This is a genomic window from Variovorax sp. 10N420 (assembly GCF_056394705.1).
Genome location: NZ_JBFTIJ010000015.1, coordinates 32,483 through 55,201, shown reverse-complemented (window position 1 = coordinate 55,201; position 22,719 = coordinate 32,483). Strand labels below are relative to the sequence as shown.

Sequence of the window (22,719 nt, the reverse complement as noted above, 5' to 3'; positions counted from 1 at the left end):
CGGGTTTACCCGAGCAAAGTGAAGGGGCTCCTGCTATACTTGAGCGAAATACTCAACAACAAAGAAACTTCGCGATGAAGGGCCGACTCCCATTCACTGGATCACCAGAAAAGCAGGGGTCGGGCAGGGCGGAGACGACGTCACCACGGGTCCCGGCCAAGGTGTCATTTCAACGGTAAGCACTAAGGAGCTTGCGATGCGTCTCACTACCAAAGGCCGCTTTGCGGTTACAGCCATGATCGATCTGGCGTTGCGCCAGAACACCGGTCCGGTCACGCTGGCCGCAATCAGCCAGCGGCAGCAGATTTCGCTGTCATATCTAGAACAACTCTTCGGCAAGCTGCGCCGGCACGAATTGGTCGAATCCACGCGTGGCCCTGGCGGCGGCTATTCGCTCGGCCGCAAGGCTGCCGATATCACCGTTGCGGACATCATTGTCTCGGTCGATGAGCCCATCGATGCCACGCAATGCGGCGGCAAGGAAAACTGCCTCGGGGAAGCGGGTCGATGCATGACGCACGAACTGTGGGCTTCTCTCAATCAGCGCATGGTCGAATTTCTCGACTCCGTCACTTTGCAGAAGCTGGTCGACGACCAGATCGCCAAGGGCGTTCAGATCGAAAACAAGCCCGCCGTGAAGCGCGCGATTTCGAGCCAGCCTGTGGTCAAGCCGATCAGGGTCAACGCGCCCAATTCGGTATTTGCATTGGGCAACGTTTTCGCCAAGTCGTGATTTGCAGGCGCCTCGGGGCGCCGCTACTTCAGCTTCAACAAAGATAAACCCCACGCCAGCCTGAGCCAGCCATGGACGTCACTCCCCATTTCCCGATCTATCTTGACTACGGCGCCACAACGCCCGTCGATCCCCGCGTCGTCGACGCGATGATCCCGTGGCTGCGCGAGCATTTTGGCAATCCGGCATCGCGGAGCCATGCCTGGGGATGGGAGGCCGAGGAGGCCGTCGAAAAGGCGCGAGTCGAAGTCGCGGACCTGATCGGCGCTGACCCGCGTGAGATCGTCTGGACTTCCGGTGCTACCGAATCGAACAATCTGGCGCTGAAGGGTGCGGCCCACTTCTACAAGGGCAAGGGGAAGCACCTGATCACGGTCAAGACTGAGCACAAGGCGGTTCTCGACACCATGCGCGAACTCGAGCGCCAAGGGTTCGACGTGACCTATCTTGACGTCCAGGAAAACGGGCTGCTCGATCTGGAAGCCTTCAAGGCAGCCATCCGTCCCGACACCATCCTTGCGAGCGTCATGTTCGTGAACAACGAAATCGGTGTGATCCAGGACATGGTCGCGCTCGGAAACATTTGCCGTGAAAAGGGCGTGATTTTTCATGCCGACGCGGCGCAAGCCACGGGCAAGGTCGAGATCGACGTCAAGAACCTGCCGATCGACCTGATGAGCCTCGCTTCACACAAGACTTACGGGCCTAAGGGCATCGGCGCACTCTACGTCCGCCGCAAGCCACGCGTACGTCTTGAAGCGCAGATGCATGGTGGCGGCCATGAGCGTGGAATGCGCTCCGGTACGTTGCCTACGCATCAGATCGTGGGCATGGGCGAAGCCTTCCGCCTTGCCAAGCTCGAAATGAAGCAAGACATTGCCAAGGCGCACGCGCTTCAGAAGCGCCTTCTTGACGGCCTTAAGGATGTCGAACAGGTTTTCATCAATGGCGATCTCGCGCATAGGGTTCCGCACAACCTGAACATGAGCTTCAACTACGTCGAAGGCGAATCGCTGATCATGGGCATCAAGGGTCTGGCCGTGTCCAGCGGCTCTGCCTGCACCTCGGCCAGTCTCGAACCCAGCTATGTGCTACGTGCCCTCGGCCGCAGTGACGAACTCGCTCACAGCAGTCTGCGCATGACGATCGGCCGGTTCACGACCGAAGAAGAGATCGACTACGCGGTTTCGACCATCAAGCACAACGTCGCCAAGCTCCGCGAACTGAGCCCGCTGTGGGAGATGTTCAAGGACGGCATCGACATCAGCACGATCCAGTGGTCGGCGCATTAAAGATCAAAGAGGTATCCCATGGCTTATTCATCCAAGGTTATTGACCATTACGAAAATCCCCGCAACGTCGGCTCTTTCGAAAAGGGCGACGAGTCGGTGGGCACCGGCATGGTGGGCGCACCCGCCTGCGGTGACGTCATGAAGCTCCAGATCAAGGTCAACCCCGAGACAGGGGTGATCGAGGACGCGCGCTTCAAGACATACGGCTGCGGTTCGGCAATTGCTTCGTCGTCTCTCGTGACCGAATGGGTCAAGGGAAAGACGCTCGACGAGGCGGCTGCGTTGAAGAATGCGCAGATCGCCGAAGAGCTCGCATTGCCGCCCGTCAAGATCCATTGCTCGATCCTCGCCGAAGACGCCATCAAGGCGGCGGTCAGCGACTACAAGGCCAAGCATGGCGTCGCCGCATCGGCGACGGAGGCTGCTCACTGACATGGCTGTGACTCTCACCGAATCGGCTGCGCGCCACGTCACGCGCTACCTCGGCAAGCGAGGGAAGGGCGTGGGCGTGCGTCTGGGCGTCAAGACGACAGGCTGTTCAGGGCTTGCCTACAAGCTCGAGTACGTCGACGAACTGTCGCCTGAAGACGTGGTATTCGAGGACCACGGCGTGAAGGTGCTCGTCGATCCCAAAAGCCTTGCCTACATCGACGGAACGCAACTCGATTTTGTGCGTGAAGGCCTCAATGAGGGCTTCAAGTTCAACAATCCGAACGAGCGCGACCGCTGCGGTTGCGGCGAGAGCTTCCGCATCTGACCTCCACCGGCATCGAGCCCGAGCCGCCACCATGTCATGTGCTGGCGGCTTTTTGACGTATGAACCTCACTGACAACGATTTCGACCTCTTCGCGGTGCCTGCCCGGTTTGTGCAGGACCGCGCCAAGCTGGACGCCCGCTGGAAAGAACTGCAGCGGGAAGCGCATCCCGACCGTTTTGCTGCGCAGGGCGCGGCAGCTCAGCGGGTTGCCATGCAGTGGTCAGTTCGCATCAACGAGGCCTACCAGCGGCTGAAGGATCCGATCAAGCGTGCCGCATACATTTGTCAATTGAATGCTGCGCCGATCAACGCCGAGAACAATACCGCGATGCCGGCGGATTTTTTGATGCACCAGATGGAGTGGCGCGAAGAGCTCGACGAAGCTCACGGTGCGGCCGACCTCGAGAAACTGCGGTCCGAAGTCGAAGTCGTCCGTGCTCGCGCGATGTCCTCGCTCGATTGGCTCATTGACGAAAAAGGCGACTACCCTGCGGCGGCCCTGCAGGTCAGAGCCCTCATGTTCATAGAGCGCTTTGCCGACGATATCGAGGCGAAGTCAGAGCAATTGGGACAATAGCGCCATGGCATTGCTCCAGATCTCAGAACCGGGCCTCGCGCCCGATCCGCACCAGCGCCGCATCGCGGTCGGCATCGACCTCGGAACCACGCACTCGCTCGTTGCTGCCGTGCGCAATGGAGTCGCCGAATGCTTGCCAGATGCGGAAGGCCGCGTGGTGCTCCCTTCGGCCGTGCGCTATCTCGACAAGGATCGCCGGCAGATCGGCTTCGACGCGTTGGCTGCACGCGTGGGCGATCCCACCAATGTCATCACGTCCGTCAAGCGCTTGATGGGCCGCGGCATCCAGGACATCGGCAATCGCGAAGCAATGGCCTACCACCTGACGGACGACGCAGGCATGGTCAGGGTGCGCACGGCGGCCGGCGAGAAGTCGCCGATTGAAGTCAGCGCCGAGATCCTCGCGACCCTTCGCTATCGGGCCGAGGACACTTTCAATGCGGATCTGTACGGCGCGGTGATCACCGTTCCCGCGTACTTCGACGAAGGCCAGCGCCAAGCCACCAAGGACGCCGCTCAACTCGCAGGACTGAACGTGCTGCGCCTCATCAGCGAGCCGACGTCGGCAGCAATTGCCTACGGGCTCGACAACGCGAGCGAGGGTGTGTACGCCGTCTACGATCTTGGCGGTGGCACTTTCGACATTTCGATCCTGCGCCTGACGCAGGGCGTATTCGAGGTCATTGCAACCGGCGGCGATTCGGCCTTGGGAGGCGACGACTACGATCACGTATTGGCGGACGTGGTCCTCGCGCAAGCAGGCCTGAAGGTGTCCAGCGATACCGACAAGGCTGCGCTGCTGGTGACGGCTCGGGCAGCCAAGGAGGCGCTCACGTCTGCTGAAACAACTCTGTTCTCCGCCAGCCTGCAGGCCGGCAATGTGACCGCCGAGATCCGGCGCGACCAATTCGAAGGCGCGACCCAGCCCCTCACCGCACGAACGATCGCTGCCGTTCGCAAGGCCTTGCGAGACGCTAAGCTCCAGCCGACGGACATGCAGGGGGTCGTGCTGGTTGGCGGGGCCACGCGAATGCCGCAGATTCGGCGCGCAGTCGGTGAGTTCTTTGGTCGAGAGCCATTGACCAATCTCAATCCTGACGAGGTGGTGGCACTGGGCGCGGCCATCCAGGCCAATCAGCTTGCCGGGAATGCGGGCGCCGATGACCTGTTGCTGCTGGATGTGATTCCGCTTTCGCTCGGCATTGAAACCATGGGTGGTTTGGTCGAGCGTATCGTGCCTCGCAACCAGACGATTCCGACGGCGATGGCGCAGGATTTCACGACATACAAGGACGGGCAGACGGCGCTCGCGCTGCACGTGGTGCAAGGCGAACGTGACCTCGTCGCAGATTGCCGCAGCCTGGCGCGATTCGAGCTGCGCGGCATTCCGCCGATGGTCGCGGGCGCCGCACGGATCAGGGTCACCTTCACGGTCGATGCGGACGGCTTGCTTAGCGTGAGCGCCAAGGAGCAGGGCAGCGGAGTGGAGGCAAGCGTTACCGTCAAGCCTTCTTACGGGCTCTCTGACGACCAGATCGCCACGATGCTGCAAGACAGCTTCTCAACCGCCCAACAGGACATGCAGGCACGCGCACTGGTCGAGGCGCGGGTGGACGCCGATCGCATGCTGCTGGCGACACAGAGTGCGCTGGATATAGATGGTGCGCTTTTGTCCCCCGAAGAACGCGGGGCGATTCATTCGTTGATGGACGCCCTGCGCGAAGCCCGATCCACCGGCGACGCAGCCACTGTCGAAGCGGCGACCAAGGCGCTCGCCGATGGCACCGAAGCCTTCGCGGCCGAACGGATGAACGCCGGGATCGCGCGAGCGCTCTCGGGTCGCCAGATCGAATCCCTCTAGAACAAGCAATGCCCACGATCAAGATCCTTCCCCACCCCGAATACTGTCCCGAGGGCGCCGAGATCACCGCCACGGCGGGTACCTCGATCTGCGAGGCTCTGCTCGAGCACGACATCAACATCGAGCATGCCTGCGAGATGAGCTGCGCGTGCACGACCTGCCACGTGGTGGTCCGCAAAGGGCTGGAGTCACTGAACGATGCCGAGGAAGAAGAAGAAGACCTGCTGGATCGCGCTTGGGGCCTCGAGCCCCAGTCGCGCCTGAGCTGCCAGGCAATCCTTGCACAATCAGACCTGACCGTCGAAATCCCGAAGTACTCGATCAATCACGCGAAAGAAAACCACTGATGACAAGGCAGATCGTTCTCGATACCGAAACCACGGGCCTTTCGGCTGAAAACGGCGATCGCATCATCGAACTCGGGTGCGTCGAGCTGTTCAACCGAAAGCTCACGGGCAACGATCTGCACATCTACTTCAATCCTGAGCGGGAAAGCCATGAGGACGCCCTCAAGGTCCACGGCTTGACGTCCGACTTTCTGCGCGACAAACCCAAGTTCGTCACGCTGGCCAATGACATCGTGGAGTATCTGCGTGGTGCGGAACTGATCATTCACAACGCAGCTTTCGACGTCGGGTTTCTCAACAAGGAATTCGAGCTTGCCGGCCTGCCTCGCTTGCAAAGCTTCGTTGGCGAGGTGACCGACACGCTGGCCATGGCCAAGATGGTGTACCCCGGCAAGCGCAATTCGCTGGATGCGCTATGCGACCGATTCGGGGTGGACCGTTCGAACCGCACCTTCCACGGCGCCAAGCTCGATGCCCAACTGCTGGCCGACGTCTACATCAATCTCACGCGCGGACAGGATGCGCTGCTGATCGACGTGGTGCCGAACGAACCGGTGCTGGGCGCCATCGTTGTCGTGGAACTGAGCACCTACGAGTTGCCGGTTTTGGTCGCGACCGAACACGAACTTGCCGCGCACGACGAAGTGCTGGCGCAACTCGATAAGGCGAGCAACGGACGCACTCTTTTTCGACAAATTGCTGATTTTGCTGTGGCATAATCGAAGGCTTCGTGCCATACACGGCGCGAAAAATCCAAACGGCGCAGGTATTCAATATCTGCGCCACGGGCGGTTAGCTCAGGGGTAGAGCACAGCATTCACACTGCTGGGGTCGGAGGTTCGAAGCCTCCACCGCCCACCAAATTCCCCCCCTCTCTCTTTGTCCCCAGCGCTGGTCCTTCAGATCAGCGCTGTGCGTCACGTTGCGCTCGCGGCTTCCGAAGTTGCGCTTGAGGCTCGCCTTCGGCGGCCCTGCTGACGATGGCAAAGAAATCACGCGCATACGAGCAGTCGGCGAAGGCAATGCCGAGTTCGACGAGTTCAAAACGAACTTCAGCCTTGCAGCAAATTGGGCGTGCACGGATGTGACGGCGAAACTGGCGCAGGAGATTCGCGGGGACGAAAAATTGCGCTGAGTCCGCTGGTTCGGGCCACGTCTCTTACCCCTTGCATCCTCCGCCGAGCTCCCGTAGAAGTCGAACTGAAGGAGAACCGCCATGGCCACCAGCCCTGATCTTCCGCCGCCCATCAGCCCCGACCCGCCGGATGTCCCCGAGCTACCCGTCGAGCCCGACGAGGGCCCCGCGACGCCGCCAGGCAATCTGTCCAAGTCGCTCGCCCCACAACCGGCGCTAGTGAAGTGATCCGCCCGCAAGCCAGCTAAGCTTGCGTCATGGACGAATTCGATTGCGCCGTCATCGGCGCCGGGGTGGTTGGCTTGGCGGCGGCTCGCGCGCTTGCGCTGGCGGGCAGAGAGGTGATCGTGCTGGAGGCGGAAGGCGCGATCGGGACCGGCACCAGTTCTCGCAACAGTGAAGTCATTCACGCGGGCATCTATTACCCCAAGGGCTCACTGAAGGCACGACTGTGCGTGCAGGGCAAGCAGTTGCTCTACGACTACGCCATCGAACGCGGCTTGCCGCACCGACGCTGCGGCAAGCTCATCGTGGCCACTGCCGAGCCGCAGGTTGCGCAGCTCGCCGAGATCAAGGCCAAGGCCGCGGCCAACGGCGTAGACGACATGGTTCTGCTCTCAGGCGAGGAGGCGCGCGCCATGGAGCCTCAGCTCCGGTGCCTGGCGGCGCTGCATTCCCCCAGCACCGGGATCGTGGACAGCCATGCCCTGATGCTGAGCCTGCAAGGCGACCTCGAGCAGGCCGGTGGGGTCGTTGCACTGAAATCGGGCATCCTCAGTGCCGAATGCCTGGGTGACGCCATCGTATTGAAGTCCATCGACGGGACGCTTTTGCGATGCAAGAGCGTCGTGAACTCCGCCGGTCTCGTCGCGCCGCTGCTTGCCCGGCAATTCCAAGGCCTGCCGGCGACTTCCGTACCCAAGGCTTATTTCGCAAAAGGCAACTACTTCACGCTGGCTGGGCGGGCGCCGTTCAGCCGGTTGATCTACCCCGTTCCCGAGGCTGCGGGCCTGGGCGTGCATCTCACACTCGATCTGGGCGGACAGGCCAAGTTCGGTCCTGACGTTCAGTGGGTGGACTCGCCCGAGGATCTGGTGGTCGATCCCGCGCGGGGAGAGGGCTTCTATGCCGAGGTGCGCAAATACTGGCCCGCCTTGCCGGACGGCGCGCTGATTCCCGGATATGCCGGCATTCGCCCCAAGATCTCCGGGCCCGGAGATGCTGCTGCGGACTTCATGATCGCAGGCCCGGCGCTGCACGGAGTGCCGGGCTTGGTCAACCTCTTCGGGATCGAATCGCCGGGGTTGACCAGCAGCCTCGCAATTGCCGATCATGTCGTGGGAATTCTGTCGTAGATGCACTTGGGCATGTACTATGACGCGGAGCGTCGTTTGTCGGCGTGTGTTGCCGGCGCGGTGCCGGCGTGACTGAGGAGGACAACTTTAAATGACTGCATCCAATAATCTCGAAGCGGCAGCCAACGCCGTTGCTGAAGACATCGCGAGCGACGTTCGCGGTGTGCTCGCCAGCAAGGATCTCGACTCCGTTCCCCATATCAAGGCGCTTCGCCAGCGCATCGACAGCAAGCTGGCTATCGCGCGCGAACTGGCTGCCGAAAAGAGCCGTATCGCGAGCAAGAAAGCCCGTGAGGCAGCCAACTCGGCCAACGCCTACGCCCACGATGAGCCCTGGCAAATCGCCGGCGCTGCGTTGGCGGTGGGGGTGCTGGTGGGCCTGCTGCTTGGCCGCCGCTGAGCACGCCCGCCTGAGCGCGCAACAGCCAACCGCTTCCGCGGCTCCCATCGGCGGTGAGGCTCGCGGAGGGCACACGTGAAGTGGTTGTCATCGCTTTTTGGGATCAGGTCCCAATGGCGGCGCGTGCGCATCCTGGCGGGCGAAGGCGCCCTGGCTGCTGAAGACCGCCTGGACTTGCTGCGTTTCGCCTGGGAAGACGAAAAGAAGCGTTTGCGATCGATGCTGGGCTTGGTGATCGCGGTGGTCGGGTTGACGACCATTGCGATTGCGCTGCTGTCCGTGGCGATCGTCGTCCATTTCTGGGATTCACCGAATCGCACTGCCGCCGCCTGGTCGGTGGCGGCGGTCTGGCTGGTGCTGTGGCTCGTGTCAGTGATCGCGCTTGTGTCGATGAGTGGCAAACCTTCGACCGCCTTCGAGCCGGTGTTGCAAGAGCTGGAGCGCGATCGCCAGTGGCTTCGACACAGCCTGGGCCGCGGTAGCCCGGACAGTGACAGCATGACCCCGCGTGAGCGGCGCCCGGTGAGTCGTCCGGAGCTGCTTGCGCGAATCGAAAAGCAGCGGATGCGTATCGCAACGCTCCAGGCTGCAGCGACGGGAGCCGGGGAAGCGCCAGTGCCTAACGAGACGACAAGCGCTGCGGCAATGCGCCTCGCGCGCGAACACCCTGTAGCTGCTGGCGTGGCCGCGGCGGCGGTGGTGGCTGCATTGGGACCGCGCCGCCTGGTGCGCTGGGCCAGCGTGCTCGTGCCGGTTCTTTGGCGGATGCGCTGAGGGCGACGGCGCATTCCCAGACAGACCCTCAGGCCCTGCCGCGTTCGTCGCGCAAGGCCTGGGCGGCCCGATGCACCAGCGCCGGTCCGCGGTAGATCAAACCCGTGTAAATCTGGACCACATCGGCGCCGGCCGCAATCTTTGCTTTGGCGTCGGCTGCGCTCAGGATGCCGCCCACGCCGATGATCGGAAACCTGCTTCCCAAGGCGGCCCGCAACTGGCCGATCACTCGATTGCTTGTTTCCCTGACCGGCGCGCCCGAAAGGCCGCCGGCCTCTTCGGCGTGCGGCAAGCCTGCCACTGCATCTCGCGAAAGCGTCGTGTTGGTGGCGATGACGCCGTCCATGCCGTGCCGGACCAGCGTGGCTGCGATCACCTTGACCTGGCTCTCGTCGAGGTCCGGCGCAATCTTGACAAAGAGGGGGACTCGCCGACCTTGCCTCGCCGCAAGCGCCGCCCGTTTGTCGGCCACGGCGCCGAGGAGCGCGTCCAGCGCCTCGTCACTCTGGAGTGAGCGCAAGTTCGCTGTGTTGGGGCTCGAGATATTGATGGTCACGTAGTCCGCATGCGGATACACACCGTCCAGGCACACAAGATAGTCGTCCACGGCCCGTTCGATCGGCGTCGCTGCGTTCTTGCCGATGTTGAGCCCCAGCAGCATCGGCGCTTTTGACGCATTTCGGCGAAAGCGCGCGCGTTGCACGTTGGCGACGAAGGCGTCCAGTCCTTCGTTGTTGAAGCCGAGCCGATTAATCAGTGCATCCCGCTGCGGCAGGCGGAACATGCGTGGCCGCGGGTTGCCGGGTTGCGCCTTCGGCGTGACGGTTCCGACTTCGACAAAGCCAAATCCCATCGCCGCGAAAGCATCGATGCAGCGTGCGTTCTTGTCCAGACCGGCGGCCAGGCCGACCCGATTCGGAAAGGTGAGGCCGGCAAGCGTGATTCGGTCTTCGACGCGAGGTGCGGCGTAGGTGCGGGCGAGTGGTGTGTTCTGGGTTCGTGCCAGCGCATCCAGTGTGAGCTCGTGGGCATGTTCGGGGTCAAAGCCGAAGAGGAACGGACGGGCAAGTCCATACAGCGAGGAGGGCAGCAGCAAGGGCATCGGATAATTCTCGACTTGACTTCAATCAGCCCAGGATTCTCCCCGATGCCTTCTCCCGCTTCAGCTCCCGCCCTGACCCAGGACGAACTCAAGGCGCAGGTCGGTCGCGCCGCTCTGGATTACGTCGTCAAAGGCGAGATCGTCGGTGTCGGCACCGGCTCGACGGTCAACAAATTCATCGATGCGTTGGCGACGATCAAGAGCGAAATCCGCGGAGCGGTTTCAAGCTCCGTCGCGTCGACCGAGCGCCTGCGCGCGCTGGACATTCCCGTTTTTGACAGCAACGAAGTCGAAGAGCTGGCGGTCTACATCGACGGGGCCGACGAGATCGACGGCCGCGGCTACATGATCAAGGGCGGCGGCGCCGCGCTGACCCGCGAAAAAATCGTTGCCGCGCAATCCCGGCGGTTCGTATGCATTGCGGATTCGTCCAAGCTGGTCAATACGCTTGGAGCATTTCCGTTGCCGGTCGAGGTGATCCCGATGTCTGCGCAGCGGATCATTCGCCAGTTCGCGCGACTGGGCGGACTGGCGCAGGTCCGCGAAAAGGACGGCACGGCGCTCGTCACCGACAACGGCCAACACATTGTCGACGTGACGGGTCTGCGGATCACCGATCCACTGGGCTTCGAGACTGAAGTGAATCAATGGCCCGGCGTCGTCACCGTTGGCGTCTTCGCGCATCAGCGCGCCAGCGTCTGTTTGCTGGGCACTTCTTCTGGTGTCAGGACGATGCGCTTCGGCTGAGCGCATCTTCAATCTTCAAGCGTCAGAACTTGATGCCGGCAGGATTGCTCGGCGTTGGCTCGTTGCTTGCGGCCGGCGGAGGAGGAGGGGCCTGCACCGGCGCAGCGGCAGGCGCGGCGGGTGCAGCGGCCTTCAGAGCAACGAGCGGCTGGGCCGGCGGATTGCGAAAACCCGTGGGCAGTTGCGAACTCTTCGGATAGCCCGCAGCATCGAGATACTGCGACCACTCCGCGTCGGAGAACCCCTTGAGCTGCTGCGTCCCGATCGTCAGCAAGGGCAACCCGTTTTGTCCGCTCAGCCGTTGCAGCGCTTGAACGTCGTCATTGCTCTTGACCGTCTTCTCATCGAATGGAATACCGCGCGTGATCAGCAGCGAGCGACCTGCTCCGCAAGGAGCGCAATCGTCCCCGGTGTAAAGCGTGACGGGATAGCGCTGCACCACCTGACGCAGTTCATAAGGCAAACCTGAATTGGCGGCGACCGTCGACACACCCGTGCGTGGCTCGGCAGGCTGGGCGCTGGCTGAAGTTGGCTGGTCCGAAAACGTGACCTTGCCGTTCTTATCGACATTGCGATAGACGGCCTGCGCGAGCGCTGCGCTGGCGAGCAGCGTCAGGGCCAAGCCGGTCAGGGCGGTTTTGCGTTTCATCGAGATTCCCCGGTATCGAATGACGCCGAGTATCTCAGGCTCTGCCGCCCTCTGACCGTCACGCCGCCTGCGTTTCGGCCATTCCCTGATGGCGCAAGAGGGCGTCGATCTGAGGCTCGCGGCCCCTGAAGGCCTTGAACGAGTCCATGGCGCTCCTGCTGCCGCCTGCTTCGAGGATCGCCTGGCGGTATTTGCGTCCGGTCTCGATGCTGGGCTCGCCGTTGGCGCCTGCCGTCTCCTCGAAAGCGGCGTACGCGTCGGCGCTCAGCACTTCGGCCCACTTGTAGCTGTAGTAGCCTGCCGCGTAGCCGCCCGAGAAGATGTGGCTGAAGGTGTTGGGCGTGCGGCTGAAGGGCGGCGAAGGCATCACCGCGACCTCTTCGCGCACCTTGCCGAGCAGTGCCAGGACGTCGCCCGGTTTGGCCGCTGTTGCGTCGTACTCGGTATGCAGCAGCATGTCGAACAACGAGAACTCGATCTGCCGCAGGGTCTGCAGGCCGCTCTGGAAGTTCTTGGCTGCGGTCATCTTCTCGAAGAGCGCGCGGGGCAGCGGCTCGCCGGTGTCGACGTGCGACGTCATGTGGGCAAGCACGTCCCACTCCCAGCAGAAGTTCTCCATGAACTGGCTCGGCAGTTCGACAGCGTCCCACTCCACGCCGCTGATGCCGGAGACATCGCGCTCGTTGATCTGCGTGAGCATGTGGTGCAGGCCATGGCCGAATTCGTGAAAGAGCGTCGTCACGTCATCATGCGTCAGCAGCGGCGGCTTGCCATCCACGCCATCGGCGAAATTGCAGACCAGCTGCGCGACGGGCGTCTGCAGCGTTCCGGTGTCCGGACGCAGCCAACGCGCCCGGACGTCGTCCATCCACGCGCCTCCGCGCTTGGCCGAACGGGCGGAAGGATCGAGATAGAACTGTCCGACCTTCTTGCCATCGCGCTCAATGCGATAGAACTCGACGCTCGGATGCCACACAGGCGCGACGTCGCGCTTGATCGACACCTCGAACAGCGTCTCCACGATCTTGAACAGCCCGCCCATGACCTTCGGCGCGGTGAAGTACTGCTTGACCTCCTGCTCGCTGAAGGCATAGCGCGCTTCCTTGAGCTTCTCGCCGATGTAGCTCCAGTCCCAAGGCTGCGGGTCGACCATGCCGAGCTGGTCGGCCGCGAAGGCACGCAGATCGGCCAGATCGCGTTCGCCGTAAGGCTTGGCCTTGGCGGCGAGGTCGCGCAGGAACTTGACCACTTGGCCGGCGGATTCGGCCATCTTGGGCACGATCGAAAGCTCGCCGAAATTGGGGTAGCCCAAGAGCTTGGCTTCTTCCTGGCGCAGCGCGAGGATTTCGCGGATGAGATCGGTGTTGTCAAAGGCCGGATCGCCGAGTTCGCTGGCTCGCGTGACGTAGGCGCGATAGAGCCTTTCGCGCAGCGCGCTGCTCTTGGCAAACTGCATGACCGGCAGGTACGACGGCATTTTCAACGTCAGCTTGTAGCCTTCCTTGCCGTCCGCTTCGGCGGCGGCGCGGGCCGCACTGATGACGTCTTCCGGAAGTCCTTCGAGTTCGCCCAGAGGCGCATACCAGGCGAAGGCATCCGTGGCATCGAGAGCGTTTTCGCTGAACTTCTGGCTCAGCTCGGCCTGGCGTTCCTGGATCTCGGCGAACCGCGTCTTGGCCGCACCCTGGAGTTCGGCGCCGCCGAGAACAAAGTTGCGGACCGCATTGCGATGCGCTTGGCGCTGCTCCGGATTGAGCGTCGCGACGTCGATCGCCTTGTACTTGGCATACAGCCGTTCATCGGACCCCAGGCGCGTCCAGAACGCCGTCACACGCGGCATCGCTTCGTTGTAAGCCGCCCGCAGTTCAGGCGTATCAGCCACGGCATTGAGATGCCCGACAGCCCCCCATGCACGGCTGAAGCGCTCCGAAGCCACATCCAGCACCTTGGAAATAGCCATCCAGTCAGCCGGAAAATCCGGCGCCGTCACCGTCTGCAGCGCAGCCTCGGCATCCGCCAGCAGAGTGTCCACCGCTGGCGAGACATGCTCAGGCCGAATCCGGTCAAACAGCGGAAGGTCAGTGAAATCGAGAAGCGGATTTTTCATAGGGCGTTTCCAATGCAAGCGCAGCGAAGCAGTTTCGGGAACCACCGCGGAACCGGCTCAGCCGGGCCGCCGGTGGTGCCCCTTGAGGGGGAGGCGGCTACACGAAGTGAGCAAGCAACGGGGTGGTTCTTATGTAGTCATGCGCTCGGCAGCTTCAAGGGTGTTGGCGAGCAACATCGCACGTGTCATCGGGCCGACGCCGCCCGGAACGGGGGTGATCCAGCCGGCGACTTCCTTGACACCGTCGAAATCCACGTCGCCGGCGAGCTTTCCGTCTTCCTTGCGGTTCATCCCCACGTCGATGATCACCGCGCCGGGCTTGACCATGTCCGCCGTCAGGATGTTGCGCTTGCCGACCGCTGCGACCACCACGTCCGCATGACGCGTGAAAGCGGCGAGATCCTTGGTTGCGCTATGACAGATCGTGACGGTCGCGTTCTTGGCGAGCAGCATCATCGCCATCGGCTTGCCCACGATGTTGCTGCGCCCGATGACGACTGCATGCTTTCCGCGCAGGTCATAGCCGATAGAGTCGATCATCTTCATGCAGCCGTGCGGCGTACAAGGCCAGAAACCGGGTTGGCCGACCATCAATGCCCCGGCGCTGGCAACATGGAAGCCATCCACGTCCTTGGCAGGCGAGATGGCCTCGATGACACGATGGCTGTCCATGTGCGGCGGCAGCGGCAGCTGCACCAGGATGCCGTGTACCTTGGGATCTTCGTTGAGGGCGTGGATGCGCGAGAGCAGCTCGGCCTCGGTCATGCTGGCCGCGTAGCGCTCGAGGTTGGCCGTGAGTCCGGTCTCGGTGCTGTCGTTGACCTTGTGCTTGACGTAGACCTGGCTTGCCGGGTCTTCACCGACCAGCACGATGGCCAGCGTCGGCTCGACGCCGCGCGCCTTGAGTGCGGCAATGCGCCCGGTGACGTCGCCGCGAATCTTCCGGGCCAGGGCGTTGCCATCGATCAATTGGGCTGTCATGGTTTTCTGTCTTCCAAGTAAAAACGCCCGCTTGCGCAGGCGTGGATGCAAGATGGGCTGCAGTGCAGGCCAGCAATTAGGCTTTCGCCGGAGCCGCCTGTCCCAGGGCGATCTTCAGTAGATCGGCCACTGTGTTTGCGTTGAGCTTTTCCATGATGTTGGCGCGGTGTGCCTCGACCGTCTTGATGCTGATGCCCAGGTCGTCGGCGATCTGCTTGTTGAGGCGTCCGGCAACGATGCGCTCGAGCACCTGGGCCTCGCGGCCGGTGAGCTTGGACAACAGCGCGTCGCGGCTGGCGGATTGCTGATGCTGCGCAAACGCACCGCGCGCGTGTTCGAGCATGCGTTCGACCAGCGCCACGAGCGCTTCGTCGTTGAAGGGCTTCTGGATGAAATCCATGGCGCCCTTCTTCATGCTGTCGACTGCCATTGGCACGTCGCCATGGCCGGTGATGACAACGATCGGCAGCGGCGACCGGCGCTCGATCAGACGGTCCTGAAGCTCCATGCCCGACATGCCGCCCATGCGGATGTCGACGATCAGGCAGGCGACTTCGCGGGGGTCATATCGGGAGAGGAAGGACTCGGCGGAGTCGAAGCAGCGGACCCGGTAGTCCTTGCCTTCGAGCAGCCATTGCAACGAATCACGAACCGCCTCGTCGTCATCGACGACATAGACCGTGCCCTTCTTGGGAATCAAACTCATGCAGGTACTTTCGCCTCGTTGCTTGCTATTGAATCGATAGCGTCTAATACCGGTATCCAGAAGGAGAAACGGCATCCGACGACATCCGAACCATTGTAGATGTTCTCCGCCTGCATCCGGCCGCGGTGGGACTCGACGATCGTCCGGCAAAGATTCAGGCCGATGCCCATGCCTTCGGGCTTGGTGGAGAAGAAAGCTTCGTACAGCCGGTCCATCACTTCAGGCGCGAGGCCCATGCCCGTGTCCTGCACCGAGAACTCGACGGCGTTCTGGCCATCGATGATTTTCGGGAGCACGCGCAATTCGACGCTGCGCCGTGCCAGCGGGCGATTGGCCAGGTCGATCGACTCGGCTGCGTTCTTCAGCAGGTTGACCATCACCTGTTCGATCAGGATCGGATCCACGCGCAGTACCGGCAGGCGCGCCGCGACATAGTGGTTGAGTCGCACGTTCCGGCGTCGCAGTTCGATGCCTGCCAGTTCGACAGCTTCGCTCACCATCGTCGCGACCTCGGCCGGCGTGCGGTTCGGCTCGCTGCGCTTCACGAACGAGCGGATGCGCTGGATGATCTGACCGGCACGTTGCGCCTGCTTCGAAGTCTTGTCGAGCGCGGCCAGCAATGCGTCCGAATCGATCTGCTGCCCCCTGATGCGGGACATCATTCCGTTGCAATAGTTGGTGATCGCGGTCAGCGGCTGGTTCAGCTCGTGCGCCACGCTGGACGCCATCTCGCCCATGGTGATCAAGCGGCTGGCGGCCTGCGCACGGTCGGCTTGGGCGGCCGACAGGTCCTCGGCGTCGCGCCGCGGGGTGATGTCGGTGGCGATGACGAGCTGGGCCAAGCGCCCGTCGACCCAAGTCAAATAGCGAGACCGCACTTCCAGCCACTTGCCAAGCTCGGGAACGAAAATCTCGTTGTTGGCTGGCTGGGCCGTGGTCAGCTGGTCGATCGGCAGACCGGCGAAAGCGTCGACGTCATCGAGTTCTTCATCCCGCGTATGCGAAGCCGGAACACCAGCCTGCGCGACCATGCCCAGGTGCCCGACGGTGTTGGAGCCGAACCAGAGGCGGTACAGCTTGTTCGCGAACACGAGTTCCTCGCTGCCCAGCGGCGCCACGGAGACTGATGCGTCAAGCGCTTCGAGCACGGTCGTGAAGCGCTCGTAAGAAGCGGACAACTGCTCGCGGATGCGCGTCGGCTCCGTGATGTCGGTCATCGAAGTCATCCAGCCCGTCTGGTGCCCGCGGGCGTCGATCAGCGGCGAGACATACAGGCGGGCATTGAAGACGCTGCCGTTCTTGCGCTTGACGCGCACCTGGAAACCCCCCGGCAGGGCGCGGCCATGCAACTCTTCTTCGAGCCGCTCGTTCATGACTTCCCGATCGGACTCAAGCCAATAAGGGAAGGGCGGCGTCTGGCCGACGAGTTCGTTTTCGCTCCAGCCGGTCATGGCGCAGAAGGCGGCATTGACGTAGGTGATGCGGCCTTCGAGGTCGAGCACGCGCATGCCGGTCAGCATCGAGTTTTCCATCGCACGGCGGAAATTGGTCTCGGCGACCAGCGCCTGCTGTGCCTGCAGCCGGCGGCGCGTATGGCGCCAGGTGCCGATCAGCATCCAGCTTGTCAGCACGCTGAGTGCGCCCACCAGCCAGAACAAGCCATTGCCGACCACCCCCTGCGAGGTGCGATAGGCCTGGGCGCGAAGCACCAGCGCATTGCCAACTGGCGAAACCGGCACTTCGTACTCGTTGGTCCGCACCGTCCAGGGCAGGAGCCGATTGCGGGCGCCGTGCGGACTCGCGACGGTGTTGCCCGCGATGAGCCCGCCCTTTGCATCGAGCAAAGACACCGCGTAGCGCGCCGAGACTTCGGCCGGCATGCCGTAGCGCAGCAAGCCGTCGATGGAGAACTCGCCGAGCAGCATGCCGGCGAACAAGCCTTGGTCGAAGAGCGGAATATGAAGCTGAAGCATCGGCGGAGGATCGCTGCCGGCCAACGGCAGCGAGAAGACCGGCTGTCGAAGCTCTCGCGCCAGGGCGTAGTTGCTTTCGGTGTCGCCCGGCCTGAGCACTTCACCGACTGCACGCTGCTGCGCCGGATGGACGCTGGGCGCCGCATAGCTGGCTTTGACGCGCCGGCGGTCGTCGATCCATGTCACTGCCTGCAATTCGGGGAACTGACTGACCAGTGATTCCGCTCGGCTGGTGAACTCAGTGGCATCGATCTCACGGTTCGACGCGTCGCGCGCGAGGCGCATGAGTTGCTCTTGCCGCTCCAGCAGGCGCAGGCGCACCCGCTGCTGCGCGTATTCGACGTCGCGCTTGACCGATTCCTGGACGCGCTCCATTTCCTCCGCCCGCAAATACCAGAAGGCGGAAACGATCGCCGCGAGGAAGAGCAGCACCGCGGCGAGCGGCGCCAGCATGGCGACCGCGTCCTGCAGCATCGGCGTCTGGCGGCGCCACCAGCGGCGCCACCAGGACAGCGGCGACGCGTGCACGGCGCTTCGCGCGACCTCGATCGGGGAGGAAAAGGGCATCCATCGAGTTTAGGTGAAGGCTTCGAAAGCAGTGCATCGCTTTCCTGGCGCCAAAGAGAGCAAAGAACGAGCGGAAATCTCTGAAAATTTCATATCAAGAAACGACTACGCACGATTTGAAATCGCGAGAATTCTGTGAGAAACTTCCGCGCGCTGCCGTTACGGCACTAAATTACAGCCACAACCCGCCTTAAAAAGGAGACAAGCATGTCGGCAAATCCCGAGAACCTGTTCGGCTCGGCCGCGAACGATCCGGATGCGCAGGAAACGCGTGAATGGATGGACGCTCTTTCGGCGGTCATCGAGAGCGAGGGCCCTGAACGCGCTCATTTCCTGCTCGAACAATTGCTTGAGCATGCCCGCCAAAGCAGCATCGACAAACCGTTTTCGGCCAACACTGCCTACGTCAACACGATCGAGCCTGATCAGGAAGAGCGCTCTCCCGGCAATCTCGAAATCGAAGAGCGGTTGCGTTCGTACATGCGCTGGAACGCAATGGCGATGGTGGTCAAGGCCAATCGCCACCACCCACCCGAGGGCGGGGACTTGGGCGGTCACATTGGCTCTTTTGCTTCGCTCGCATCGATGTTCGGCGCCGGCTTCAATCACTTCTGGCACGCCGAGAGCGAAAATCACGGCGGCGATTGCCTCTACATCCAGGGCCACGTTTCGCCTGGCATCTACGCTCGCGCCTACCTCGAAGGCCGTCTGACGGAAGAGCAACTCCTCAATTTCCGCCAGGAAGTCGACGGCAAGGGCCTGTCGAGCTACCCGCACCCGAAGCTGATGCCCGAGTTCTGGCAGTTCCCCACGGTGTCGATGGGTCTCGGCCCCTTGATGGCCATCTACCAGGCCCGCTTCCTCAAATACCTGCACGCGCGCGGCATCGCCAATACCGAAAACCGCAAGGTCTGGGTGTTCTGCGGCGACGGCGAAATGGACGAGGTCGAATCCCTCGGCGCGATCAGCCTCGCTGCACGAGAGAATCTCGACAACCTGGTCTTCGTCATCAACTGCAACCTGCAGCGCCTGGACGGTCCGGTGCGCGGAAACGGCAAGATCATCCAGGAACTTGAAGGCGAATTCCGCGGTTCTGGCTGGAACGTGATCAAGCTGATCTGGGGCAGCAGCTGGGATCCGCTGCTGGCGCGGGACAAGGACGGCGCCCTGCGCAAGATCATGATGGAAACGAACGACGGCGATTACCAGTCGTTCAAGGCCAACGACGGCGCCTACGTGCGCAAGCACTTCTTCGGCCGCGATCCCCGCACGCTGGAGATGGTCTCCAAGATGAGCGACGACGAGATCTGGAACCTGCGCCGCGGTGGCCACGATTCGCAGAAGGTCTATGCGGCTTTCCATGCCGCGGTCCAGCACAAGGGCCAGCCGACGGTGCTGTTGATCAAGACCGTCAAGGGCTTCGGCATGGGCAAGATCGGCGAGGGCAAGAACACCGTCCACCAGACGAAGAAGCTCGGCGATGAAGACATCAAGGCCTTCCGCGACCGCTTCAACATCCCGATCCCGGACAGCCAGATCGCCGATCTCCCGTTCTACAAGCCCGCCGACGACACGCCCGAAATGAAGTACCTGCACGAACGCCGCAAGGCGCTCGGCGGCTACCTGCCGCATCGCCGGGTCAAGGCTGACGAGAGCTTCACGGTGCCGGCGCTCGAAACCTTCAAGGCCGTGCTCGAACCGACCGCCGAAGGCCGCGAGATCTCGACGACGCAAGCCTACGTTCGCTTCCTGACGCAACTGCTGCGCGACCAGGCGCTCGGTCCGCGCGTGGTGCCGATCCTGGTCGACGAGGCCCGTACCTTCGGCATGGAAGGCCTGTTCCGCCAGATCGGCATCTACAACCCCGCGGGGCAGCAGTACACGCCGGTCGACAAGGACCAGGTCATGTACTACCGCGAAGACAAGGCCGGCCAGATCCTGCAGGAAGGCATCAACGAAGCGGGCGGCATGTCGAGCTGGATCGCAGCGGCCACGTCATACAGCACGAACAACCGCATCATGGTGCCGTTCTATGTGTATTACTCGATGTTCGGCTTCCAGCGGATCGGCGACCTGGCCTGGGCGGCTGGCGACATGCAGGCTCGCGGATTCCTGCTGGGCGGAACGTCCGGACGCACCACGCTGAACGGCGAAGGCCTGCAGCACGAGGACGGCCACAGCCACATCCTGGCAAACACCATCCCGAACTGCGTGAGCTACGACCCGACCTTCGGGCACGAGGTCGGCGTGATCCTGCATCACGGTCTCAAGCGCATGGTCGAGAAGCAGGACAACGTCTACTACTACATCACGCTGCTGAACGAGAACTACCCCATGCCCGGCCTTCAGCCCGGCACCGAAGAGCAGATCATCAAGGGCATGTACCTGTGCAAGCAGGGGCCGTCGCTCAAGGCCAAGTCGCCGACGGTGCAACTGCTGGGCAGCGGCACCATCCTGCGCGAAAGCATCGCCGCGCAAGAACTGCTGGAAAAGGACTGGGGCGTGAGTGCCTCCGTCTGGAGTTGCCCGAGCTTCAACGAACTCACGCGCGATGGCCAGGAAGTGGAGCGCTGGAACCTGCTGCATCCGACAGAGAAGGCACGCGTTCCGTTCGTCGAGCAGCAGCTTTCTGCGAGCACCGGACCGGTGGTCGCGTCCACCGACTACATGAAGGCGTATGCCGAGCAGATCCGTCCCTTCATTCCGAAGGGCCGCAACTACAAGGTGCTCGGCACCGACGGCTTCGGCCGCAGCGACTTCCGCGCCAAGCTCCGCGAGCACTTCGAGGTGAATCGCCACTTCATCGCGGTTGCGGCGCTGAAGGCGCTGGCCGAAGATGGTGCCGTTCCAGCTCAGAAGGTGGCAGACGCGATCAAGAAGTACGGAATCAACGCCGACAAGATCAACCCGCTCTACGCATAAAACATCAACGAACAACCTACTGCGCCCCAGGGCGGGAGACACTTATATGGCTACAGTGGAAGTCAAGGTGCCGGACATCGGCGATTTCGATGAAGTCGCAGTGATCGAGGTGCTGGTGAAGGCCGGCGACACGGTGAAAGCCGAGCAATCGCTGATCACCGTGGAGTCGGACAAGGCATCAATGGAAATTCCGTCGAGCCAGGCCGGCGTCGTGAAGGAACTCAAGGTCGAAGTCGGCAGCAAGGTCAAGGAAGGGTCGGTCGTGCTGGTGCTTGAAAGCACTGGCGCGGCAGGCGATGCACCCGCTCCCGCCGCGGCGCCTGCGGCTGCAGCGTCCACTGCTGCGGCGCCGGCTGCACCATCACCATCACCATCACCGGCAGCGGCCGGCGCTTCAGGCCCCATCGAAGTCAAGGTTCCCGACATCGGCGATTTCAAGGATGTCGCGGTGATCGAAGTGCTGGCAAAGCCCGGTGACACCATCAAGGAAGAGCAGTCGCTCATCACCGTCGAGTCCGACAAGGCATCGATGGAGATTCCGTCGTCGGCGGCCGGCGTCCTCAAGGAACTCAAGGTCAAGGTCGGCGACAAGGTCAATATCGGCGACCTGATCGCAGTGATCGAGGGCTCCGCAGCTGGCGGAGCCGCACCTGCATCCGCTGCTGCGGCACCGTCGCCGGCTCCCGCTCAGGCCCAGGCCGCTGCTGCGCCTTCGTCCGCCAGCGTCCCGGCGACGGCTCCAACGGCCGCCCCTGCCGCTCACGATCCGACGGTCGCGCCCAGTGGCAAGCTTCCGCACGCTTCTCCTTCGGTGCGCAAGTTCGCGCGCGAACTCGGCGTGCCGCTCGAAGAGGTCAAAGGCAGTGGCCCCAAAGGGCGCATCACGCAGGAAGACGTCCAGAACTTCACCAAGGCCGTGATGAGCGGCGCCGCCAGCACCAAGGCCGCAGGCGCGAAGGCGCCCGCAGCGGGCGGTGGCGAAGCACTGGGCCTGCTGCCCTGGCCGAAGGTCGACTTCACGAAGTTCGGCACGGTCGAGCGCAAGGATCTGTCGCGCATCAAGAAGATCAGCGGTGCCAACCTGCATCGCAACTGGGTGATGATTCCGCACGTCACCAACAACGACGAAGCCGACATTACCGAACTCGAAGCCTTCCGCGTTTCCACCAACAAGGAAAACGAGAAGTCGGGCGTCAAGGTGACGATGCTCGCTTTCGTGATCAAGGCCGTGGTCTCGGCGCTCAAGAAGTTTCCCGAATTCAACACCAGTCTGGATGGCGACCAGCTCGTCTACAAGCAGTACTTCCACATCGGCTTCGCGGCAGACACGCCGAACGGGCTCGTGGTGCCGGTGCTCAAGGACGCGGACAAGAAGGGCGTTCTCCAGATCAGCCAGGAAATGGGCGAGCTTGCCAAGAAGGCGCGCGACGGCAAGCTGGGCTCCGCCGACATGCAAGGCGGGTGTTTCTCCATCAGCTCGCTCGGCGGCATCGGCGGGACGAACTTCACGCCGATCATCAATGCGCCTGAAGTGGCAATCCTCGGTCTTTCCAAGAGTTCGATGAAGCCGGTTTGGGACGGCAAGCAGTTCGTGCCGCGCCTGACCTTGCCGCTGTCGCTGTCTTACGACCATCGCGTGATCGATGGCGCCCTGGCTGCCCGGTTCAACGCCTACCTGGGCCAGGTGCTTGCCGACTTCCGCCGGGTGCTGCTATGAGCGGCTTCGTCGGGGC

At 62.7% G+C, this 22,719-nt stretch carries 22 protein-coding genes and 1 tRNA gene; 17 read left to right on the top strand and 6 right to left on the bottom strand.

The window, feature by feature from the left end; genetic code table 11:
* Positions 1-196 precede the first annotated feature (196 nt).
* From iscR to AC1DEK_RS26395, 14 genes are all read left to right on the top strand, one after another.
* A complete protein-coding gene (gene iscR / locus AC1DEK_RS26460) occupies positions 197-733 on the top strand; it encodes a Fe-S cluster assembly transcriptional regulator IscR (protein ID WP_478128283.1) in 537 nt (178 codons plus the stop codon).
* Positions 734-804: 71 nt separating this feature from the next.
* Positions 805-2,025, top strand: a complete 1,221-nt coding sequence (locus AC1DEK_RS26455) for an IscS subfamily cysteine desulfurase (protein ID WP_478128282.1) — start codon at positions 805-807, stop codon at positions 2,023-2,025.
* Positions 2,026-2,043: 18 nt separating this feature from the next.
* Positions 2,044-2,457 (top strand): Fe-S cluster assembly scaffold IscU, encoded by a 414-nt coding sequence (gene iscU, locus AC1DEK_RS26450; protein ID WP_478096903.1) that lies wholly within the window; start codon positions 2,044-2,046, stop codon positions 2,455-2,457.
* Between the two features lies 1 nt (position 2,458).
* Entirely contained in the window at positions 2,459-2,782 is a 324-nt protein-coding gene (gene iscA / locus AC1DEK_RS26445) for an iron-sulfur cluster assembly protein IscA (protein WP_184524123.1), read from the top strand.
* A gap of 59 nt (positions 2,783-2,841) precedes the next feature.
* Positions 2,842-3,360, top strand: coding sequence for a Fe-S protein assembly co-chaperone HscB (hscB, locus tag AC1DEK_RS26440; RefSeq protein ID WP_478128281.1), 519 nt, complete (start codon positions 2,842-2,844; stop codon positions 3,358-3,360).
* 4 nt (positions 3,361-3,364) lie between these two features.
* Entirely contained in the window at positions 3,365-5,221 is a 1,857-nt protein-coding gene (gene hscA / locus AC1DEK_RS26435) for a Fe-S protein assembly chaperone HscA (protein ID WP_478128280.1), read from the top strand.
* Between the two features lie 8 nt (positions 5,222-5,229).
* Positions 5,230-5,568: an ISC system 2Fe-2S type ferredoxin gene (gene fdx / locus AC1DEK_RS26430; RefSeq protein ID WP_478128279.1), complete on the top strand. Its 339-nt coding sequence runs from the start codon at positions 5,230-5,232 to the stop codon at positions 5,566-5,568.
* Positions 5,568-6,287 (top strand): DNA polymerase III subunit epsilon, encoded by a 720-nt coding sequence (gene dnaQ, locus AC1DEK_RS26425; protein ID WP_478128278.1) that lies wholly within the window; start codon positions 5,568-5,570, stop codon positions 6,285-6,287. Before fdx ends, dnaQ begins: the two co-directional genes overlap by 1 nt.
* A 67-nt stretch (positions 6,288-6,354) precedes the next feature.
* Positions 6,355-6,429 (top strand) — tRNA-Val (locus AC1DEK_RS26420).
* Between the two features lie 88 nt (positions 6,430-6,517).
* Positions 6,518-6,703, top strand: coding sequence for a hypothetical protein (locus AC1DEK_RS26415; protein WP_478128277.1), 186 nt, complete (start codon positions 6,518-6,520; stop codon positions 6,701-6,703).
* An 81-nt stretch (positions 6,704-6,784) separates the two neighbouring features.
* Positions 6,785-6,931, top strand: a complete 147-nt coding sequence (locus AC1DEK_RS26410; protein WP_478128276.1) for a hypothetical protein — start codon at positions 6,785-6,787, stop codon at positions 6,929-6,931.
* Between the two features lie 29 nt (positions 6,932-6,960).
* Entirely contained in the window at positions 6,961-8,058 is a 1,098-nt protein-coding gene (locus AC1DEK_RS26405; RefSeq protein WP_478128275.1) for an NAD(P)/FAD-dependent oxidoreductase, read from the top strand.
* 91 nt (positions 8,059-8,149) lie between these two features.
* Positions 8,150-8,458, top strand: coding sequence for a glycine zipper domain-containing protein (locus tag AC1DEK_RS26400; protein ID WP_478128274.1), 309 nt, complete (start codon positions 8,150-8,152; stop codon positions 8,456-8,458).
* Positions 8,459-8,533: 75 nt separating this feature from the next.
* On the top strand, positions 8,534-9,232 hold the full coding sequence (locus AC1DEK_RS26395) for a phage holin family protein (RefSeq protein ID WP_478128273.1): 699 nt from the start codon (positions 8,534-8,536) through the stop codon (positions 9,230-9,232).
* A 28-nt stretch (positions 9,233-9,260) separates the two neighbouring features.
* Here AC1DEK_RS26395 and AC1DEK_RS26390 read toward each other — a convergent pair whose 3' ends face one another.
* Positions 9,261-10,334, bottom strand: coding sequence for a quinone-dependent dihydroorotate dehydrogenase (locus tag AC1DEK_RS26390; RefSeq protein ID WP_478128272.1), 1,074 nt, complete (start codon positions 10,332-10,334; stop codon positions 9,261-9,263).
* Positions 10,335-10,379: 45 nt separating this feature from the next.
* On the opposite strand from AC1DEK_RS26390, the gene rpiA reads away from it, so the two are divergent.
* Positions 10,380-11,081: a ribose-5-phosphate isomerase RpiA gene (gene rpiA, locus AC1DEK_RS26385; RefSeq protein WP_478128271.1), complete on the top strand. Its 702-nt coding sequence runs from the start codon at positions 10,380-10,382 to the stop codon at positions 11,079-11,081.
* 22 nt (positions 11,082-11,103) lie between these two features.
* Here the strand turns inward: rpiA and AC1DEK_RS26380 are convergent, their stop codons facing one another.
* The 5 genes from AC1DEK_RS26380 to AC1DEK_RS26360 form a co-directional block, all read right to left on the bottom strand.
* Complete coding sequence (locus tag AC1DEK_RS26380) at positions 11,104-11,730, bottom strand: glutaredoxin family protein (RefSeq protein ID WP_478128270.1); 627 nt, start codon at positions 11,728-11,730, stop codon at positions 11,104-11,106.
* A 58-nt stretch (positions 11,731-11,788) separates the two neighbouring features.
* Positions 11,789-13,837: a M3 family metallopeptidase gene (locus AC1DEK_RS26375; RefSeq protein WP_478128269.1), complete on the bottom strand. Its 2,049-nt coding sequence runs from the start codon at positions 13,835-13,837 to the stop codon at positions 11,789-11,791.
* Between the two features lie 129 nt (positions 13,838-13,966).
* Positions 13,967-14,818 (bottom strand): bifunctional methylenetetrahydrofolate dehydrogenase/methenyltetrahydrofolate cyclohydrolase FolD, encoded by an 852-nt coding sequence (folD, locus tag AC1DEK_RS26370; RefSeq protein ID WP_478128268.1) that lies wholly within the window; start codon positions 14,816-14,818, stop codon positions 13,967-13,969.
* Positions 14,819-14,894: 76 nt separating this feature from the next.
* Complete coding sequence (locus tag AC1DEK_RS26365; RefSeq protein ID WP_478104179.1) at positions 14,895-15,524, bottom strand: response regulator transcription factor; 630 nt, start codon at positions 15,522-15,524, stop codon at positions 14,895-14,897.
* Positions 15,521-18,064 (bottom strand): PAS domain-containing sensor histidine kinase, encoded by a 2,544-nt coding sequence (locus AC1DEK_RS26360; RefSeq protein ID WP_478128267.1) that lies wholly within the window; start codon positions 18,062-18,064, stop codon positions 15,521-15,523. Before AC1DEK_RS26360 ends, AC1DEK_RS26365 begins: the two co-directional genes overlap by 4 nt.
* A 207-nt stretch (positions 18,065-18,271) precedes the next feature.
* On the opposite strand from AC1DEK_RS26360, the gene aceE reads away from it, so the two are divergent.
* Positions 18,272-20,986, top strand: a complete 2,715-nt coding sequence (aceE, locus tag AC1DEK_RS26355; protein ID WP_478128266.1) for a pyruvate dehydrogenase (acetyl-transferring), homodimeric type — start codon at positions 18,272-18,274, stop codon at positions 20,984-20,986.
* Positions 20,987-21,032: 46 nt separating this feature from the next.
* Positions 21,033-22,703, top strand: coding sequence for a dihydrolipoyllysine-residue acetyltransferase (aceF, locus tag AC1DEK_RS26350; protein WP_478128265.1), 1,671 nt, complete (start codon positions 21,033-21,035; stop codon positions 22,701-22,703).
* Positions 22,704-22,719: the final 16 nt, after the last annotated feature.

Excerpts from the sequence above, each read along its gene's own strand:
- AC1DEK_RS26375 (WP_478128269.1), bottom strand. The coding sequence starts at position 13,837 with ATGAAAAATCCGCTTCTCGATTTCACTGACCTTCCGCTGTTTGACCGG.
- AC1DEK_RS26360 (WP_478128267.1), bottom strand. The coding sequence starts at position 18,064 with ATGCCCTTTTCCTCCCCGATCGAGGTCGCGCGAAGCGCCGTGCACGCG.
- AC1DEK_RS26405 (WP_478128275.1), top strand. The coding sequence starts at position 6,961 with ATGGACGAATTCGATTGCGCCGTCATCGGCGCCGGGGTGGTTGGCTTG.
- AC1DEK_RS26365 (WP_478104179.1), bottom strand. The coding sequence starts at position 15,524 with ATGAGTTTGATTCCCAAGAAGGGCACGGTCTATGTCGTCGATGACGAC.
- hscA (WP_478128280.1), top strand. The coding sequence starts at position 3,365 with ATGGCATTGCTCCAGATCTCAGAACCGGGCCTCGCGCCCGATCCGCAC.
- aceE (WP_478128266.1), top strand. The coding sequence starts at position 18,272 with ATGTCGGCAAATCCCGAGAACCTGTTCGGCTCGGCCGCGAACGATCCG.
- iscU (WP_478096903.1), top strand. The coding sequence starts at position 2,044 with ATGGCTTATTCATCCAAGGTTATTGACCATTACGAAAATCCCCGCAAC.
- iscR (WP_478128283.1), top strand. The coding sequence starts at position 197 with ATGCGTCTCACTACCAAAGGCCGCTTTGCGGTTACAGCCATGATCGAT.
- AC1DEK_RS26380 (WP_478128270.1), bottom strand. The coding sequence starts at position 11,730 with ATGAAACGCAAAACCGCCCTGACCGGCTTGGCCCTGACGCTGCTCGCC.
- AC1DEK_RS26400 (WP_478128274.1), top strand. The coding sequence starts at position 8,150 with ATGACTGCATCCAATAATCTCGAAGCGGCAGCCAACGCCGTTGCTGAA.
- folD (WP_478128268.1), bottom strand. The coding sequence starts at position 14,818 with ATGACAGCCCAATTGATCGATGGCAACGCCCTGGCCCGGAAGATTCGC.
- AC1DEK_RS26390 (WP_478128272.1), bottom strand. The coding sequence starts at position 10,334 with ATGCCCTTGCTGCTGCCCTCCTCGCTGTATGGACTTGCCCGTCCGTTC.
- AC1DEK_RS26455 (WP_478128282.1), top strand. The coding sequence starts at position 805 with ATGGACGTCACTCCCCATTTCCCGATCTATCTTGACTACGGCGCCACA.
- fdx (WP_478128279.1), top strand. The coding sequence starts at position 5,230 with ATGCCCACGATCAAGATCCTTCCCCACCCCGAATACTGTCCCGAGGGC.
- dnaQ (WP_478128278.1), top strand. The coding sequence starts at position 5,568 with ATGACAAGGCAGATCGTTCTCGATACCGAAACCACGGGCCTTTCGGCT.
- rpiA (WP_478128271.1), top strand. The coding sequence starts at position 10,380 with ATGCCTTCTCCCGCTTCAGCTCCCGCCCTGACCCAGGACGAACTCAAG.
- hscB (WP_478128281.1), top strand. The coding sequence starts at position 2,842 with ATGAACCTCACTGACAACGATTTCGACCTCTTCGCGGTGCCTGCCCGG.
- iscA (WP_184524123.1), top strand. The coding sequence starts at position 2,459 with ATGGCTGTGACTCTCACCGAATCGGCTGCGCGCCACGTCACGCGCTAC.
- AC1DEK_RS26410 (WP_478128276.1), top strand. The coding sequence starts at position 6,785 with ATGGCCACCAGCCCTGATCTTCCGCCGCCCATCAGCCCCGACCCGCCG.
- aceF (WP_478128265.1), top strand. The coding sequence starts at position 21,033 with ATGGCTACAGTGGAAGTCAAGGTGCCGGACATCGGCGATTTCGATGAA.